Annotated in this window: 12 protein-coding genes; 6 read left to right on the top strand and 6 right to left on the bottom strand. The window is 63.3% G+C overall.

Going from position 1 to position 16,638, the window contains the following annotated elements:
• Nucleotides 1-16: 16 nt before the first annotated feature.
• Complete coding sequence (locus XH98_RS26255) at nt 17-1,291, top strand: acyl-CoA dehydrogenase family protein (RefSeq protein WP_271620353.1); 1,275 nt, start codon at nt 17-19, stop codon at nt 1,289-1,291.
• 117 nt (nt 1,292-1,408) lie between these two features.
• Here the strand turns inward: XH98_RS26255 and XH98_RS26250 are convergent, their stop codons facing one another.
• Together XH98_RS26250 and XH98_RS26245 are read right to left on the bottom strand one after the other, a co-directional pair.
• Nucleotides 1,409-2,986, bottom strand: a complete 1,578-nt coding sequence (locus tag XH98_RS26250) for a fatty acid--CoA ligase (RefSeq protein WP_271620352.1) — start codon at nt 2,984-2,986, stop codon at nt 1,409-1,411.
• A gap of 264 nt (nt 2,987-3,250) precedes the next feature.
• The gene (locus XH98_RS26245) at nt 3,251-4,123 is read right to left on the bottom strand and encodes an SDR family oxidoreductase (RefSeq protein WP_271620351.1); all 873 of its coding nucleotides are present in this window, start codon (nt 4,121-4,123) and stop codon (nt 3,251-3,253) included.
• Between the two features lie 105 nt (nt 4,124-4,228).
• On the opposite strand from XH98_RS26245, the gene XH98_RS26240 reads away from it, so the two are divergent.
• Nucleotides 4,229-5,038 (top strand): crotonase/enoyl-CoA hydratase family protein, encoded by an 810-nt coding sequence (locus XH98_RS26240; protein WP_271620350.1) that lies wholly within the window; start codon nt 4,229-4,231, stop codon nt 5,036-5,038.
• A gap of 160 nt (nt 5,039-5,198) precedes the next feature.
• Nucleotides 5,199-6,743 (top strand): acyl-CoA synthetase, encoded by a 1,545-nt coding sequence (locus tag XH98_RS26235; protein ID WP_271620349.1) that lies wholly within the window; start codon nt 5,199-5,201, stop codon nt 6,741-6,743.
• 102 nt (nt 6,744-6,845) lie between these two features.
• Here XH98_RS26235 and glgX read toward each other — a convergent pair whose 3' ends face one another.
• Nucleotides 6,846-8,963, bottom strand: a complete 2,118-nt coding sequence (gene glgX / locus XH98_RS26230; RefSeq protein ID WP_271601915.1) for a glycogen debranching protein GlgX — start codon at nt 8,961-8,963, stop codon at nt 6,846-6,848.
• A gap of 188 nt (nt 8,964-9,151) precedes the next feature.
• Here glgX and XH98_RS26225 point away from each other — a divergent pair, with 188 nt between their 5' ends.
• Together XH98_RS26225 and ppc are read left to right on the top strand one after the other, a co-directional pair.
• Nucleotides 9,152-9,556 carry a YccF domain-containing protein gene (locus tag XH98_RS26225; RefSeq protein ID WP_057752947.1) on the top strand — a complete coding sequence of 135 codons (405 nt, stop codon included), beginning with the start codon at nt 9,152-9,154 and terminating at the stop codon, nt 9,554-9,556.
• A 131-nt stretch (nt 9,557-9,687) separates the two neighbouring features.
• The gene (gene ppc, locus XH98_RS26220; protein ID WP_271601916.1) at nt 9,688-12,480 is read left to right on the top strand and encodes a phosphoenolpyruvate carboxylase; all 2,793 of its coding nucleotides are present in this window, start codon (nt 9,688-9,690) and stop codon (nt 12,478-12,480) included.
• A gap of 92 nt (nt 12,481-12,572) precedes the next feature.
• Here ppc and XH98_RS26215 read toward each other — a convergent pair whose 3' ends face one another.
• The 3 genes from XH98_RS26215 to XH98_RS26205 all read right to left on the bottom strand — a co-directional run bounded on the left by XH98_RS26215 (nt 12,573) and on the right by XH98_RS26205 (nt 15,149).
• Nucleotides 12,573-13,487 (bottom strand): SDR family oxidoreductase, encoded by a 915-nt coding sequence (locus XH98_RS26215; protein WP_271601917.1) that lies wholly within the window; start codon nt 13,485-13,487, stop codon nt 12,573-12,575.
• Between the two features lie 105 nt (nt 13,488-13,592).
• Nucleotides 13,593-14,732, bottom strand: a complete 1,140-nt coding sequence (locus XH98_RS26210; RefSeq protein ID WP_271620348.1) for a thiolase C-terminal domain-containing protein — start codon at nt 14,730-14,732, stop codon at nt 13,593-13,595.
• Between the two features lie 3 nt (nt 14,733-14,735).
• The gene (locus XH98_RS26205) at nt 14,736-15,149 is read right to left on the bottom strand and encodes a Zn-ribbon domain-containing OB-fold protein (protein WP_271601919.1); all 414 of its coding nucleotides are present in this window, start codon (nt 15,147-15,149) and stop codon (nt 14,736-14,738) included.
• Between the two features lie 206 nt (nt 15,150-15,355).
• Here XH98_RS26205 and XH98_RS26200 point away from each other — a divergent pair, with 206 nt between their 5' ends.
• The gene (locus tag XH98_RS26200; RefSeq protein ID WP_271601920.1) at nt 15,356-16,603 is read left to right on the top strand and encodes an amino acid ABC transporter substrate-binding protein; all 1,248 of its coding nucleotides are present in this window, start codon (nt 15,356-15,358) and stop codon (nt 16,601-16,603) included.
• The last annotated feature ends 35 nt before the right edge of the window (nt 16,604-16,638 follow it).

The raw sequence follows: 16,638 nt of genomic DNA, 5'->3' as shown, positions 1-16,638 counted from the left end.
ATCCGGGAGAGAACCTGTGGATTTCTCACTGCCTGCCGATCTCGTCGCCTATCTCGGAGAGCTCGATCGCTTCATTGAGCGCGAAATCAAGCCGTTGGAACAGGTCGACGACAACATCCGCTTTTTCGATCATCGCCGCGAATGGGCGCGCACCGATTTCGAGAATGGCGGCCTGCCACGGCATGAATGGGAAGCGTTGCTGCGCAAGGCGAAAGACCTTGCGGATGCGGCTGGCCATCTGCGCTTTCCGGTGCCCAAGCAATATGGCGGCAAGGACGGCTCCAACCTCTGGATGGCGGTGATCCGCGAGCATTTTGCCGCGAAGGGCCTTGGCCTCCACAATGACCTCCAGAACGAGCACTCCATCGTCGGCAACTTCCCCGTCGTCACCATGCTCGACCGCTACGGCCGCGACGACCAGAAAGCGATGATCGACGGATCGATCAAGGGCAAGTACCGCATCACCTTTGGCCTGACCGAGCCGCATCACGGCTCGGACGCCACGCATATGGAGACGCGTGCGGTGCCTGCGGTCAGAGACAACGTCAAGGGCTGGATCATCAACGGCGAGAAGATGTGGACGACGGGCATGCATGTCGCCACGCATTGCGCGCTGTTCGCGCGCACGTCAGGCAATGACGGCGACGCGCGCGGCATCACCTGCTTCCTGGTGCCGGCCAAGAGCCACGGCGTGAAGGTCGAGGAATATATGTGGACCTTCAACATGCCGACCGACCATCCCCGTGTCAGCTTTACGGACGTGTTCGTGCCTGAAGATGCACTGTTCGGCGAGGTCGGCCGCGGGCTGTCGCTGGCGCAATGCTTTGTCCATCAAAACCGCATCCGCCAGGCCGCGAGCTCGCTGGGCGCTGCCGTCTACTGCATTGACGAGAGCGTCAGATACGCCCGTGAGCGAAAGCCGTTCGGCAAGGCGCTTGCCGAGAACCAGGCGATCCAGTTTCCGCTGGTTGAGCTTGCGACCCAAGCCGAGATGCTGCGCCTGTTGATCCGCAAGACCGCCTGGGAGATGGACCAGCTCACCGAGGAGCAGATCGAGCGCACGCTCTCCGACCGTGTCTCGATGTGCAACTATATTGCAAACCGTCTTTGTTGTGAGTCGGCCGACCGCGCCATGCAGGTCCACGGCGGCATGGGCTATTCACGCCACAAGCCGTTCGAGCACATTTATCGGCATCACCGGCGTTACCGCATCACCGAGGGCAGTGAGGAGATCCAGATGCGCAAAGTGGCGGGTTTCTTGTTCGGCTATATGGGTCCGGGGAAGCATTGAGGCTTGCACCGGTGCCGTAGGGTGGGCAAAGCGAAGCGTGCCCAGGATCCCTTGAATACGGAACGAGATGGTGGGCACGGCGCTTCGCGCCTTTGCCCACCCTACGGCACCTGCGGATCAATTTACCCGTCTATCCTTCCCCGTCCAATACGCCTCCCTCAATTGCCGCCGCAGGATCTTGCCGCTGGGATTCCGCGGCAGCGCCGGCAAGAACTCCACGCTCTTCGGCGTCTTGTAGCCGGCGATGCGCGTCCGGGTGAAGTTGATGATGTCGGTGGCGGTTGCCTGCTTGCCCGGCTTCATCACCACGACGGCCTTGACCGCCTCGCCCCAGATGTCGTCGGGCACCCCGATCACCGCGGCTTCGGCGACGTCGGGATGATCGCACAGCGCGCTCTCGACTTCGGCGGGGTAGATGTTCTCGCCGCCGGAGATGATCATGTCCTTGATGCGATCGTGGATGTAGAGGTAGCCGTCCTCGTCCACGTAGCCGGCATCACCCGTACGCAGCCAGCCGTCACTGCGCAGCGTTGCGGCGGTCGCCTCCGGCAAATTCCAATAGCCGGCCATGTTGGAGCCGGAACGCGTTGCGATCTCGCCGACCTGGCGCGGTGGCAGAGGTTGGCCGTCAGCATCCAGAATCGCGATCTCGACGCCCGGCAGCGCCTTGCCGGCCGAGCGCATCCGCTCCAGCCCCTCGATATGGTCCTCCGGCGGCAGTGCGACGATGGTGCCTGTCGTCTCGGTCATGCCGTACATCTGCACGAAGCCGCATTTGAAGACCTCGATGCATTCCTTCAGCAGCGCCGCCGGAATGGGGGAGGCGCCGTACAGCATGTATTTCAGCCGCGAGAAGTCGACCGTCTTGGCGCGCGGCTGCCGCACCACGAACTGCATCGCGGCCGGCACCATGAACAGTTTAGTGATGCCCGACTGCTCGAAAAAATCCAGCACCTTGGTCGGATCGAACTCGCGCGCGATCACGCCGCGTGCGCCGTGATAGAGCCCCATCACGCCCCACCCCGAGCCGCCGATGTGGAAGATCGGCATCGCGACCAGCGACACGTCGTCGGTCGACCACCGGTTCCATTCCGGCTTGTCCTCGGCATTGCCTGTCTGCACGAGGTTGAGGAAGTTTGCATGGCTCAGCATCGCGCCCTTTGGCTTGCCCGTGGTGCCTGACGTGTAGAGCTGGATCGCGATGTCGCGGGTGTCGATCGCAACCTTCGGGTCGTCGCCGCTCTGCGCGTCCCGCCAGGCCGTGAAATCCTGCCACTCCGGCGCGCCGCCCTCGGTCGTGATGATCGTGCGCACGCCCGGGATTTGGTCCCTGATCTGACGGATTTGCGTGATGAATTCCGGTCCCACGAACAGCACGGGCGCCTTGCAGTCGGAAACGATGAAGGCGACCTCGGGTCCTGCGAGCCGCCAGTTCACCGGCGCCATCACCACGCCGGCTTTCATCGCGCCCATCAGCAGCTCGAAATAGAAATCGCTGTTCTTGCCGAGATAGGCGATGCGGTCGCCCTTCTTCACGCCCATCGCGAGAAGCGCGTTGGCGACCTTGTTGGTGTTGACGTCGAATTCGGCAAAGCTGGTCACGCGGCCCTCAAACTCGAAGGCGGTCGCGTTGCCGCGGCTCTTGGCGCGCTCGCGCACCATGTCGGCGAGGTCAGCCAATGGCTGTGTAGACATGTTTCTCCCGCGGTGTTTTGTTTTTATGGCTGGGGAGTGTGGCGTCATCCGCGGGTGAAGACAAGGTGGGGAGGGCGCTACTCTCTCAACGTCGTCGTCCCGGCGAAGGCCGGGACCCATAACCACTAAACACAATTTTGCGAAGACAGGTCACGACCAGCCTTCGCCAGACTACTCTCGGTGAGTATGGGTCCCGGCCTTCGCCGGGACGACGCTTGAGCGCGGAGCGAAACTTCCGTGCTGCTCTCTACACAGAGAGAGAGACTACCCCCGCTTCGCCCGGTCCTTCTCGTTCTGCGCCATGATGCTCTCGCGCGCGGTCTTCCAGTCGTCGTCGCTCCAGTCGCGGAGCTGGTAGAAATTGCCGCCCATGGCGAGCGCCTGGGCGCCGTCCATGGCGATGGTCTCGCCATTGATCCAGTCGCAGCCGCCGGAGATCAGGAACACCGCGAGGTTCTGCAGCTCCTCCATGGTCCCGACCCGGCCCATCGGATTCATCGCCTTGGTGCGCGCGCCGGCCTCGTCACCGGGCTTGATGCGCTTGCTCATGCCTTCGGTCGGAATTTCCCCGGGTGCGATGGTGTTGAGGCGGATGCCGTGGCGGCCCCATTCGGTCGCCAGCGACATCGTCATGGCGTGGATCGCCGACTTGCTCATGGCCGACGGCACCACATAGGGTGAGCCGTTGCGCACCCAGGTCGTGGTGATCGAGACGACGTTGCCGGGCTGCTTCAGCGCGATCCAGCGTTTGCCGACCGCATGGGTCACGTAGAACGTGCCGTGCATGACGATGTTGGCGACCGCATCGAAGCCGCGCGGCGACAGCTCTTCCGTGCGCGAGATGAAATTGCCCGCAGCGTTGTTGATGAGATCAGTCAATGGCGCGTCGCGAAAGATGTTGTCGATCATCTCCTCGACGGCGAGCGCGTTGCGAATATCGACGCCGTGGCTGGTGACGCGCCCGCCATACTCACCCATCAGCTCGATCGCCGTCTCGTCGCAGACGATCTTGCGCCGGCCGCAGATGTGCACCTCGGCGCCGAGTTCGAGGAAGCGCGCCGTCATCGACTTGCCGAGCCCGGTGCCGCCGCCGGTCACGAGAATGCGCCGACCAGCCAGAAGATTTTCCTTGAACATGGCTGTTTCTCCCGTACGTATCGTCAGTTAATTGGTCGATTGACTAAATCCGGCCGTCAGCTTTCTGTAAAGCGGCACCGAACAAGAACAGGGGAGAATTCATCCATGGAAGAGCGCGTCTCGATCTCGATCTCGGAAGGCGTTGCCCACGTGCGCCTGGTGCGCGCCGACAAGATGAATGCGCTGGATCAAGCCATGTTCGAGGCGCTTGTCGCGGCAACCGAGCGTCTTTCCCGGGAAAAAGGCGTACGCGCTGTCGTGCTGTCTGGCGAGGGCCGCGCCTTCTGCGCTGGTCTCGACATGGGACGTTTTGCCGCCATGAAGGAGAAGGGCGGCAACGGAATTCCGGGTGGCGAAAATCGAGATCTCACCAAGCGGACGCATGGCCAGGCCAACTTCCCGCAACAAGCGGTGTGGGGCTGGCGCCAGCTTCCGGTTCCGGTGATTGCGGCCGTGCACGGCGTTGCCTTCGGTGGCGGCTTCCAGCTCTCGCTCGGCGCCGACATGCGCTTCCTGAGCGCCGATGCGCGGATGTCGATCATGGAAATCAAATGGGGCCTCGTGCCTGACATGGCAGGCACGCCGATCCTGGCGAGCCTCGTGCGCGACGACATCCTGCGCGATCTCACCTACACGGGCCGGATCTTCTCCGCGCAGGAAGCGATGAGTTACGGTCTCGCCACTCGCATCTGCGATGATCCGCGCGCTGCGGCGCTCGAAGTCGCGCGTGAGATCGCCGGCAAGAGCCCCGATGCGATCCGCGCCGCCAAGCGACTGCTGAACAATCTCTCGGTCGATCCAGGACCTGCGCTGCTTGCGGAGTCGGTCGAGCAGCAGAAGCTGATCGGCAGCCCGAACCAGACCGAAGCGGTGCGGTCGAACCTGGAGAAGCGCGCCGCGAAGTATGTGGATTGAGTTCGTCATTCCGGGATGCGCCGCAGGCGCAGGCCCGGAATCCATCCCGCCGCATTCCCTGCCGTGACATGGATTCCGGGTTCGATGCTTTCGCATCGCCCCGGAATGACGACCATGATTGTGCCTCTGTCGAAACCCGACGAAAGATCGGAAAACAAGAATGAGCGAAACGTCCAAATTTCTCGGCATCGTCTCCGGCGACCGCCGCCGTGCCCACACCGAGGTCGCCGATCGCGCCGACCGCATCGCGTCCGGGCTCGCCATGTCAGGTGTCGAGCAAGGTGATTGCGTCTGCATGCTGATGCGCAACGATATCGCCTTCCTCGAGGCCGCCTACGCCGCGATGCGGCTTGGGGCCTACGGCGTGCCGATCAACTGGCACTTCAAGCCGGAGGAGATCAACTACATCCTCGGTGACACCGGCACCTCCGTGCTGATCGGACATGCTGACATGCTGCACGTCCTGCGCGATGCGATTCCTGATGGCGTCACCGTGCTCAGCGTGCCGACGCCACCGGAAATCCTGAAGACCTACAAGATCGATCCCGATCACCTCGAGACGCCGGACTTCGCAATCGATTTCGAGTCCTGGCTCGAGCAGTATCAGCCCTATGACGGCCCGGTCGTGCCGCAGCCGATGAACATGATCTACACGTCAGGCACGACAGGTCATCCCAAGGGTGTACGTCGCAACGCCCCGACGCCGGAGCAGCAGGCGGCCGGCGAGCGTATGCGTGCGACGATCTATGGGTTGAAACCCGGCGCCCGCGCGATCCTGCCAGGTCCGCTCTATCACTCCGCGCCGAACTCGTTCGGTATCCGTGCAGGCAAGCTCGGCGGCGCGCTGGTCCTGATGCCGCGCTTCGAGGCGGAAGAGTTTCTCGAGCTGATCGAGCGGTACAAGATCGACACCATCTTCATGGTGCCGACCATGTTTATCCGCCTGATGAAACTGCCGGAGGAGGTCCGCAAGAAGTACGACGTCTCCTCGCTCCGTCACGTCATTCACGCGGCCGCGCCCTGTCCGGCGGACGTCAAGCGCGCCATGATCGAGTGGTGGGGGCCGGTGATCTATGAATTCTACGGCTCGACCGAGTCCAGCGCCGTCACCTTCGCGACCTCCGAGGACGCGCTCAGGAAGCCGGGTACGGTCGGCAAGATCTCACCCGGCGCCGAGCTGCGCTTCATCGGCGACGACGGCCGCCTGCTCGGCGTCGGCGAGATCGGCGAGATCTATTCCCGCATGGCGGGGCTTGCCGACTTCACCTACCACAACAAGCCGGAGAAGCGCGCCGAAATCGACCGCGACGGTTTCATCACCTCGGGCGACGTCGGCTATATCGACGAAGATGGTTACGTCTTCATCTGCGACCGCAAGCGCGACATGGTGATATCAGGCGGCGTCAACATCTATCCGGCCGAGATCGAGTCGGTGCTGCATGCCATCCCGGGCGTGCATGATTGCGCCGTGTTCGGCATCCCCGATGCCGAGTTCGGCGAGGCGCTGATGGCGGTGGTCGAGCCGCAACCGGGCGTCACGCTCGGCGTCGCCGACATCCGTGCGCGATTGAAGAGCTCACTCGCCGACTACAAGGTCCCGAAGCATATCGAGATCCGCACGGGCCTGCCGCGCGAGGACTCCGGAAAAATCTTCAAACGCCGCCTGCGAGATCCCTATTGGGAGCAGGCGGGGCGGAAGATTTAAACGCCCTGTAGCCGGATGGAGCGAAGCGCAATCCGGGACTTAACTCTCCGGATGCAAAGGCCCCGGATTTCGCTGCGCTCCATCCGGGCTACAGGCTGACCTCTAAACCAGCTCTCCGCCGACGAACAACAGGAACGACCGGCCCGGTACCTTGTAGACGCTGTCGAAGTCGAACCGGACGCCGGATGCGCCGTCGGCGGCATTGGTGTCGAGCAGCAGCGACCAGCACGGTCCGGCCGTGGTGTGCGGCAGCTTGAAGTCGACTTCGCCCTCATAGCTGTTGAGGATGATCAGCACGCTGTCGTCCTCGCCGTGGCGCGGGATGGCCGTCTTGCGTGCACGGCCGTCGAGCACGGCGCCGAAGCATTTCAGCCAGCCGCTCTCCCACTCGGCGCTCGACATCTCGCTGCCATTGGGATTGATCCAGACGACATCGCGGATGTCGAGCTGCGCATCATGCACGCCGGTGAGGAAGCGGCTGCGGCGCAGGATCGGATAGTCGCGCCTCAGCTGGATCACCCGCTTGGTGAAGGCGAGCAGCTTCTGCGCATGCTCGCCCATCGTCCAGTCGAACCAGGAGATATCGCTGTCCTGGCAATAGGCGTTGTTGTTGCCCTGCTGGGTGCGGCCGAACTCGTCGCCGCCGAGCAGCATCGGCGTTCCCTGCGAGAGCAAAAGGGTCGCCAGCATGTTTCGCTTCTGCCGCTCGCGCAGGGCGACGATCTCCTGGTTGTCCGTCGGGCCTTCGACGCCGCAATTCCAGGAGCGGTTGCTGGAATTACCGTCGCGGTTGCCCTCGCCATTGGCTTCGTTGTGCTTGTCGTTGTAGCTCGCCCAATCGTTCAGCGTAAAACCGTCATGAGCCGTGATGAAGTTGACGCTGGCCCATGAGCGACGGCCGCCCCAGCGGCCGAAGATGTCGCCGGAGCCGAGCAGCCGCGAGGCGAGGGCGGAGGGCGGCGCCTCGCCGCGCCAATAATCGCGCACCGTGTCGCGATATTTGTCGTTCCACTCCGCCCAGCCGGGCGGGAAGCCGCCGACCTGGTAGCCGCCGGGTCCGCAGTCCCAGGGCTCGGCGATCAGCTTGACGGTCGACAGCAGCGGATCCTGATCCATCGCCTTGAGAAATCCGCTCTGCTCGTCGAAGCCGTAGACCTCGCGTGCGAGAATGGTGCCGAGGTCGAAGCGGAAGCCGTCGATATGCATATGGCCGGCCCAGTAGCGCAAGCTGTCCATCACCATCTGGATCACGCGCGGATGCGACAGGTTGACGGTGTTTCCGGTGCCGGTGTCGTTGATGTAATAGCGCTTCCGGTCGGGCAGCAGGCGATAATAGCTCGCATTGTCGATGCCCTTGAAGGATAGGGTCGGCCCAAGCTCGTTGCCTTCGGCGGTGTGGTTGTAGACGACGTCGAGGATCACCTCGAGGCCTGCGCCGTGCAGCTTCGAGACCATCTCCTTGAACTCGCGCAAGGAATTCGGCACGTCGGAGGCGTAGCGCGGGTCGGGTGCGAAGAAGCCGATAGTGTTGTAGCCCCAGTAATTGACCAGGTTCCTCTTCAGAAGATTGTCGTCGTTGATGAAGGAATGGACCGGCAGCAGCTCGATCGAGGTCACGCCGAGCGATGTCAGATGCGCGATCATCTCAGGCGCGGCGAAGCCGGCATAGGTGCCGCGCAGGTTGTCCGGCACCGCAGGATGCTTCTTCGTAAAACCCTTGACGTGGGTCTCGTAGACGATGGTCTCGTCCCAATGGACGTTCTGGCGCGCCGCCTCGGCCTGCCAGTCGAAATCAGGATCGACCACGACGCATTTCGGCATGAACGGCGCGCTGTCGCGTTCGTCGAAGGTCGTATCGTCGCCCGTCTCCATGATGTAGCCGAACACGGCCGGATTCCAGGTCAGGCTCCCGGCATGGGCGCGGGCATAGGGATCGAGCAGCAGCTTGTTGGGATTGAAGCGATGACCGGCGTCGGGCTGATAGGGCCCGTGGACGCGATAGCCATAAAAGGTGCCGGGGCCGACGCCGCTGATGTACCCATGGAAGACCTGATCGGTATATTCCGGCAGCTCGAAGCGATGCGTCTCGCGATCGCCATCGTACAAGCAGACTTCCACCTTGGTTGCATTGGCTGAAAATACCGCGAAGTTGGTGCCGTTGCCGCTCCAATGGGCACCCAGTGGATAGGGCAGGCCTTCCTCGATGACGAAATCGGACATGCGACCCCCCCTAGGCCCCGATGGCCGCGACAGCAATGCCATTGCGCCCCGAATGTTTCAAACGCCGTGCCATTCTGGGCAATGCGTGCGTCAATTCGATGAAGTGGGTGCCGCCTTCGCAACGACGATTTTCCCACCTATATAAGTGGGGTCATTGGCCTCCGGATCATCCCAGGGTTCTTAAACTCATGTCCCCAGTTTCCATCCTGCTCAACCTGATCTGGATTCTCATCGGCGGGGCCTGGATGGCCTTCGGCTGGCTGGTGGCTTCAGTGATCATGGCCATCACCATCATCGGGCTGCCCTGGGCGCGGGCGGCGTTCAACATCGCCATCTACACGCTGCTGCCGTTCGGCTCGCGCGCGGTCAGTCGTGACGAGGTCACCGGCATGAGCGACATCGGTACCGGCGCCCTCGGGGTGATCGGCAACATCATCTGGCTCGTTCTGGCCGGCTGGTGGCTGGCGCTCGGCCACCTCCTGACCGCCGTGCTCTTCGCCATCACCATCATCGGCCTTCCCTTTGCTTGGGCCCATCTGAAGCTCGCCGGCATCGCGCTCTGGCCGATCGGCAAGGTGATCGTGCCGGCCTGACTCTGCCGGGCCGCCGGCCCCAGCGGCGGCTGTGTGCACCGCCCCCAACTTCGTCTTGCACTGCGGCAGAAAAATATCGCACACTCGGTCCGCCGGGGAGCCATTGGGAGCTCTAGAAAAAGGAGCGAGCCATGTCCCTCCAGACCGTACCATCCGACGCTGCCGATCTTCGCCCGAACCGGCCTGAGGACGTCCAGGCGCTGGAGGCCGATGTCCGGCTGCGCGACGATATCCGCCTGCTCGGACGCATCCTGGGCGACACGGTGCGCGACCAGGAAGGTGCCGACGTGTTCGACCTGGTCGAGCGCATCAGGCAGACCTCGATCCGGTTCCACCGCGACGAGGACCGGATTGCCCGCCGCGAGCTCGAGCAGATCCTCGACAGCATGTCGACCTCGGAGACGGTTCGGATCGTCCGCGCCTTCAGCTATTTCTCCCACCTCGCCAACATTGCCGAGGACCAGAACAACATCCGCCAGATGCGCAGCCGCAGCGCCGCCAACGGGTCCGGCGTGCTGGCGCAAACATTGGCCAAGGCCAAGGCCGCCGGCATCGGCGCCGACGCGCTGCGCAGCTTCTTCAAGACCGCGCTGGTCAGCCCGGTGCTGACCGCGCATCCGACCGAAGTCCGTCGCAAGAGCACCATGGACCGCGAGATGGAGATCGCCGCGCTGCTCGACCGCCGCGAGCGGGTTGCGCTGACCGCGGACGAGGCCGCCGCGAGCGACGAGCAGCTTCGCCGCGAGGTGCTGACGTTGTGGCAGACCAATCTGCTCCGCCGCACCAAGCTCACCGTGCTCGACGAGGTCGCCAACGGCCTGTCGTTCTACGACTACACCTTCCTGCGCGAGGTACCTCGACTGGTCAACGCGCTGGAAGACCGGCTGGAGGACGGCGGCGAGCAGGCCGCCAGCGAGCTCGCTTCGTTCCTGCGCATGGGCAGCTGGATCGGCGGCGACCGCGACGGCAATCCCTTCGTCACCGCCGACGTGATGCGCGGCACGCTGCGGCTGCAGTCGAGCCGTGTGATGCAATTCTACCTGAACGAGCTCCACGTGCTCGGCTCGGAATTGTCGATCGCCGCCCATCTCGCCGATGTCTCCGAGGAGCTCCGTAACCTCGCGGAGCGCTCGCCCGACACCTCGCCGCACCGGAGCGGCGAGCCCTATCGCCTTGCGGTCTCAGGCATCTATGCGCGCCTGACCGCGACGGCCGAGAAGCTCGAGGTCGAGATCACCCGCCGGCCGGTCGGCAAGGGCGCGCCCTACGGAAGCGTCAAGGAGCTGCAGGCCGATCTCGACGTGCTGCACCGCTCGCTGATCTCCAACAACGCCCGCGTCATCGCGCGCGGCCGGCTGCGGCTGCTGCGACGCGCGGTGGATTGCTTCGGCTTCCATCTGGCGCGGCTCGACATCCGCCAGAACTCGGCGGTGCACGAACGCACCATTGCCGAGCTGATCGACGCCGCCAACCCCGGAATGTCCTATCTCGCGCTCGGCGAGGAGGCGCGCATCTCGCTCCTCACCAACGAATTGCGCTCGACGCGCGCGCTGGTCTCGCCCTTCGTCAAGTACAGCGATGAGACCATGGGCGAGCTCAACGTCTTCCATGCCGCCGCGGAGGCGCATGCGAAGTTCGGCTCGGACGCGATTCCCCAGTGCATCATCTCGATGTGCAAGGGCATGTCCGACATGCTCGAGGTCGCGGTGTTGCTCAAGGAGGTCGGCCTGGTCCATCCCTCCGGGCGCAGCGCCATCAACATCGTGCCGCTGTTCGAGACCATCGAGGATCTGCAGGCCTCTTCAGGCATCATGGACCGCATGCTGTCGCTGCACGATTATCGTCGCCTCGTCGACAGCCGTGGCAGCGTGCAGGAAGTCATGCTCGGCTATTCCGACAGCAACAAGGATGGCGGCTTCGTCACCTCGGGCTGGGAGCTCTACAAGGCCGAGATCGGGCTCGTCGAGGTATTCGAGCGTCATCATGTGCGGCTGCGCCTTTTCCACGGCCGCGGCGGCTCGGTCGGCCGTGGCGGCGGGCCGAGCTATGACGCTATCGTCGCCCAGCCGGGCGGCGCCGTGAACGGCCAGATCCGCATCACCGAGCAGGGCGAGATCATCTCGTCGAAATATTCCAACGCCGAAGTCGGACGCAACAATCTGGAGATCCTGGCTGCGGCGACGCTGGATGCGAGCCTGTTGCGGCCGCGCGAGAGCGCGCCGCGCCGCGAATATCTGATCGCGATGGACGAGCTTTCAAATCTCGCCTTTAGGGCATACCGCGGTCTTGTCTACGAGACCGAGGGCTTCGTCGATTATTTCTGGTCCTCGACCGTGATCAACGAGATCGCGACGCTGAACATCGGCAGCCGTCCGGCCTCGCGCAAGAAGACCCGCGCGATCGAGGATTTGCGCGCGATCCCCTGGGTGTTCTCCTGGGCGCAATGCCGCCTGATGCTGCCGGGCTGGTACGGCTTCGGCAGCGCGGTCGAGCAGTGGATCACAGACCATCCCGACAAGGGCATGCCGTTCCTGAAAGAGCTCTACGGGGAATGGCCGTTCTTCCGCATGCTGCTGTCGAACATGGACATGGTGCTGGCGAAGAGCTCGATCGCGATCGCCTCACGCTATGCCGAGCTGGTGCCTGATGAGGCGCTGCGCGAAAAAATCTTCGGCCGCATCCGCCGCGAATGGCATTCCTGCATCGAGACGCTGCTCGATATCATGGGGCAGGACCGCCTGCTGCAGGGCAACCCGCTGCTGGAGCGCTCGGTGCGTCACCGCTTCCCATATCTCGATCCGCTCAACCACGTGCAGGTCGAGCTGCTCAGGGAGCATCGCGCGCAGAACCCGGACGAGCAGGTGCTGCGCGGAATTCAGCTGACCATCAACGGCATCTCGGCGGGATTGAGGAATACGGGTTAGCCGTCATTCCGGGGCGCCCGAAGGGCGAACCCGGAATCTCGAGATTCCGGGTCTGGTCCTTCGGACCATCCCGGAATGACGGTGGCGCAGCGTTACACCGGATCCCAGGGGAAAATATCCGCGGAGCGATCCAGCTTGTAGAACGAGCCCTTCAGCGCCGGCATGCCGTGTTCGGCGATCGACTGCGGCGTCCAGCCTTCGCTGCGATGGACCGAGCGCAACGGGCGGTTCTGGCTGAACAGGAACAGCTCGTTCATGCGTGCGCCAAAGATCTGCCCGGTGACGTCCTTGGCGGCATCGGAGAGCAGATAGGCGCAGATCGGCGCGATCTTTTCCGGGCCCATCTGCTTGATCTTCTCGACCCGGGCCTTCTCGGCCTCGGTCTCGGTCGGGATGGTACCGATCATGCGGGTCCAGGCGAACGGCGACACGCAGTTGGAGCGCACGTTGAAGCGGCCCATGTCGAGCGCGATGGATTTCGACAGCCCGACGATGCCGAGCTTGGCGGCGGCATAATTGGCCTGGCCGAAATTGCCGATCAGGCCCGAGGTCGAGGTGAAGTGCACGAAGGAGCCGCTTTCCTGCTCGCGGAAGATGCGCGCGGCGGCGTGGCTGACATAGAACGAGCCCATCAGATGCACCTTGATGACGGCCTCGAATGCTTCCACGCTCATCTTGTGGAAGATCATGTCGCGCAGGATGCCGGCATTGTTGACGACGCCATCAAGCCTGCCGAAGGCATCGGTCGCGGTCTTGACGATCTTGCTGGCGGGGATCGCTTCGGCGACCGACTCGAAATTGGCGACCGCCGTGCCGCCGCGCTTCTTGATCTCCTCGACCACCTCTTCGGCGGGCGTGGCGCTCGAGCCGGCGCCGTCGGCAGCCGCGCCGGGATCGTTGACAACGACCTTGGCGCCCTCGGCCGCACAGAGCAGCGCGATCTCGCGCCCGATACCGCGGCCTGCGCCGGTGACGATGATGACCTTGTCCTGCAGTGATTTGCTCATGTGGTGCCTCCTGTTTTGTCCGTCAATCCGGGATGGTGCGAAGCACCAGACCCGGAATCTCGAGATTCCGGGTTCGCGCTAAGCGCGCCCCGGAATGACGGGCTGTTACCTCTCATTCGTAAACACGATCGTGCCTGACGCCGCGAACATGCCGCCGACGCCATGGCACACGGAAATCTTCGCATTCGCTATCTGCGCCGGTGCGATGCCGCGCATCTGGCGCACGCTCTCCTGCAGCGCGTACATGCCGTACATGCCCGAATGCATGTAGGAGAGGCCGCCGCCATTGGTGTTGAGCGGAAGCTTAGCCCCCGGCCGCGTGTTGCCATCAGCGATGAATTTGCCCGTCTCCTCGTACGGCATGAAACCGAGATCGCCGAGCCCGAACAGCGGCAAATGCGCAAAGGCGTCGTAGATCATGAGGTGATCGACGTCCTTGTGCGCGATGCCGGCCTCCTTGAACGCGAGCGGTCCCGCGGTCTTGAATGCGCGCGAGGAGTTGAACGTCTCCATCTGGCTCACCATCGGCGTTTCCACGCTCTCGCCGGTGCCCATGATATAAACGGGCTTGCGCGGAAAATCCCTGGCGCGGTCGGCCGAGGTGAGGATCAGCGCGCCGCCGCCGTCGGTGACGAGGCAGCACTGCAGCAGCCGGAACGGATAGGCGATCATGCGCGAGTTCAGCACGTCGGCGACCGTGATCGGATCCTTCATCATCGCCCGCGGATTCCTGGCCGCCCATTCGCGCTGCACGACGGCGACCGACGCGAGCTGTTCATGGGTGATGCCATAGGTCTTCATGAAGCGCAGCACGGGAATCGGGAACATGCTGGGCGGGCCGTAGACGCCATAGGGCGCCTCGAACTGGCCCTGCAGACTGTCGGCGGGGATCGAGCGCGGCGCCTTGCCGATCATCGACTTTCCGCTCTCGGCATGGGTGATCAGCACGGTCTTGCAAAGACCAGCCTCGATCGCGGCGGCCGCATGGCGGACGTGCAGCATGAACGAGCAGCCGCCGACGGACGTGCCGTCCACCCAGGTCGGCTTGATGCCGAGATAGTGGCAGACCTGCTGTGGCGTTTCGACCGCGGTGGCAAAGCCGTCGATGTCGGAGAGCTTCAGCCCGGCATCGGCGATCGCATTGAGTGCTGCATCCGCGTGGAGCTGGAGCTGCGAGGCGTTGGGGATGATTCCGAGTTCGGTGGTCTCGGCCGCGCCGACGACGGCAACCTGGTTCTTGCGCATGGCTTACCCCTTCGCCGGACGGAATATGGGAAGGGTGATCTTGTCGTCCAGCTGCTGGAACGCGACCTCAAGCTTCATGTCGAGCGCGAGCGCCTCCGGCGTCTGCGGGCAGTCGATGATGTTGCTCATCATCCGCGGTCCCTCGTCGAGCTCAACGACAGCGATCGCGTAAGGCGGCGTGAAGCCCGGCGCGGCAGGGCGGTGGTTGATGACGTAGCTGTAGAGGAAACCCTTGCCGCTCGCCTTGAAGACGGAGACCTTGCGTGAGGCGCAGGACGGGCAGAACGGGCGCGGCGGAAAGTAGACATGCGCACAGGCATCGCAGCGTTGCAGGCGCAGCTCGCCCGCTTTGGTGCCGTCCCAGAAATGCTGGGTCTCCGGCGTTGGTTTCGGTCGTGCGCGCTGCGGTTCGGCCATGTCGGCAGCTCCTCCCAAAGGCGAGAACTCGATGCTCGTCTGTTTCAATCTTGATGCGCCAATTGACTATCGCGCGTCAACGGTCCAGCACTGAGCTCTGCACGCCCCGTATTCCACCATGCGCACAATTGCTGACGGCGTGCTTGTGTGCCAGTAAGTTCGCACGGTACATAAGTGCCGAGACAAGAAGAGATCGGGAGGATTCCATGTTGAGATCAGTAGGCGTTGCGCTGGTTGCAGGTCTGACCTTCGCTGCGCCGGCCCTTGCTGCGGATGCGCCGGCCGAGATCAAGATCGGAACGCTCTACGCCTCGAGCGGGCGCTATGCCTCGATCTCGATGCCGGTTCACTATGGGCTGAAGCTGTGGGTCGAACAGAAGAACGCCGAAGGCGGCGTCTATGTGAAGGCGTTCGACAAGAAGATCCCGATCAGGCTCGTTGCCTATGACGACCAGAGCAACACGGCGACCGCGGCGACATTGTACAATCAGCTCATCACCCAGGATAAGGTCGATCTTCTGGTTGCCGATTCCGGCTCGGTGCTGACCGCGCCTGCGGTTGCGATTGCTCGCGACCACAAGATGTTCCTGTTCGACCAGACCGGTACGGGCGCCAGCTTCTTCTCCAAGGACAATCCCTACATCGCCCTGATGGCCGACCCGGTGTCGACCGTCTGGCCGAAGCCGGTCGCCGATTTCGTCTCGCATGATGGACCTGGCCTCGGCATCAAGAAGGTCGCGATCCTCTATGCGACCAACGAGTTCACGGGCACGCAGGCCAATGCCTTCCGGAAGTTCGTCAAGGAATCGGGCGCGCCGATCGAGATCGTCTACGATCAGGGCGTTCCCACCGAGACGACCAACTACACCGTCATCATCAACAACATCGCCAACACCAACCCGGACGCGGTGATTCACTTCGGCTATGCGCCGAACGACATCGCCTTCCTTCGCAACGTTCAGGACGTCGGCGTCGTCTTCAAGATGCTGTTCTCGATCTATGCCGGTCTGGAGACCGAGCTGCTCGAGAAGAACGTCGGCGAGAAGGGACTGGAGCACGTCTTCACCTACGTGCCGCCGCAAGAGCTGAAATATCCGGTGAATTTCGGCATGAACATCGACGAGTACAAAGCGGCCTGGAACAAGAAATATCCTGACGGCAAGGTCGAGTTCGGCTTCAACTCGGTTGCCGGCTACACCACGGCTCTGGTGATCGAAAAGACCCTGTCGGTCGCGACCAGCCTCGATCAGCTCGAGCTGCGCAAGGCAACCTTCAGCCTGTCCAACCAGCTGCAAACGCTGGACGGCACGTTCGCGCTCGATGAGATGGGCGGTCAGATCGGTGAGCTCACGCCGCTCGGCCAGCTCGAGCTTGGCGATCACGGGCATCTCAAGTTCATCTCGATCTATCCCCATGAGACGGCGACCGGAAAGCCGGTCTATCCGCGTCCATGACGGGAAACCCCGCTGAGCAAGTGCTGGGAGTCGGC

It is taken from the genome of Bradyrhizobium sp. CCBAU 51745 (assembly GCF_028128715.1).
GTDB lineage: Bacteria > Pseudomonadota > Alphaproteobacteria > Rhizobiales > Xanthobacteraceae > Bradyrhizobium > Bradyrhizobium manausense.
Note: the sequence above shows the minus strand (reverse complement) of the source record. Positions and strands in the feature narration are given on the sequence as shown.

Coding starts and splice junctions, on each gene's coding strand:
- XH98_RS26210 (WP_271620348.1), bottom strand. CDS start 14,732: ATGCGCAAGAACCAGGTTGCCGTCGTCGGCGCGGCCGAGACCACCGAA.
- XH98_RS26240 (WP_271620350.1), top strand. CDS start 4,229: ATGGAAGAGCGCGTCTCGATCTCGATCTCGGAAGGCGTTGCCCACGTG.
- XH98_RS26225 (WP_057752947.1), top strand. CDS start 9,152: ATGTCCCCAGTTTCCATCCTGCTCAACCTGATCTGGATTCTCATCGGC.
- XH98_RS26235 (WP_271620349.1), top strand. CDS start 5,199: ATGAGCGAAACGTCCAAATTTCTCGGCATCGTCTCCGGCGACCGCCGC.
- ppc (WP_271601916.1), top strand. CDS start 9,688: ATGTCCCTCCAGACCGTACCATCCGACGCTGCCGATCTTCGCCCGAAC.
- glgX (WP_271601915.1), bottom strand. CDS start 8,963: ATGTCCGATTTCGTCATCGAGGAAGGCCTGCCCTATCCACTGGGTGCC.
- XH98_RS26205 (WP_271601919.1), bottom strand. CDS start 15,149: ATGGCCGAACCGCAGCGCGCACGACCGAAACCAACGCCGGAGACCCAG.
- XH98_RS26250 (WP_271620352.1), bottom strand. CDS start 2,986: ATGTCTACACAGCCATTGGCTGACCTCGCCGACATGGTGCGCGAGCGC.
- XH98_RS26200 (WP_271601920.1), top strand. CDS start 15,356: ATGTTGAGATCAGTAGGCGTTGCGCTGGTTGCAGGTCTGACCTTCGCT.
- XH98_RS26245 (WP_271620351.1), bottom strand. CDS start 4,123: ATGTTCAAGGAAAATCTTCTGGCTGGTCGGCGCATTCTCGTGACCGGC.
- XH98_RS26215 (WP_271601917.1), bottom strand. CDS start 13,487: ATGAGCAAATCACTGCAGGACAAGGTCATCATCGTCACCGGCGCAGGC.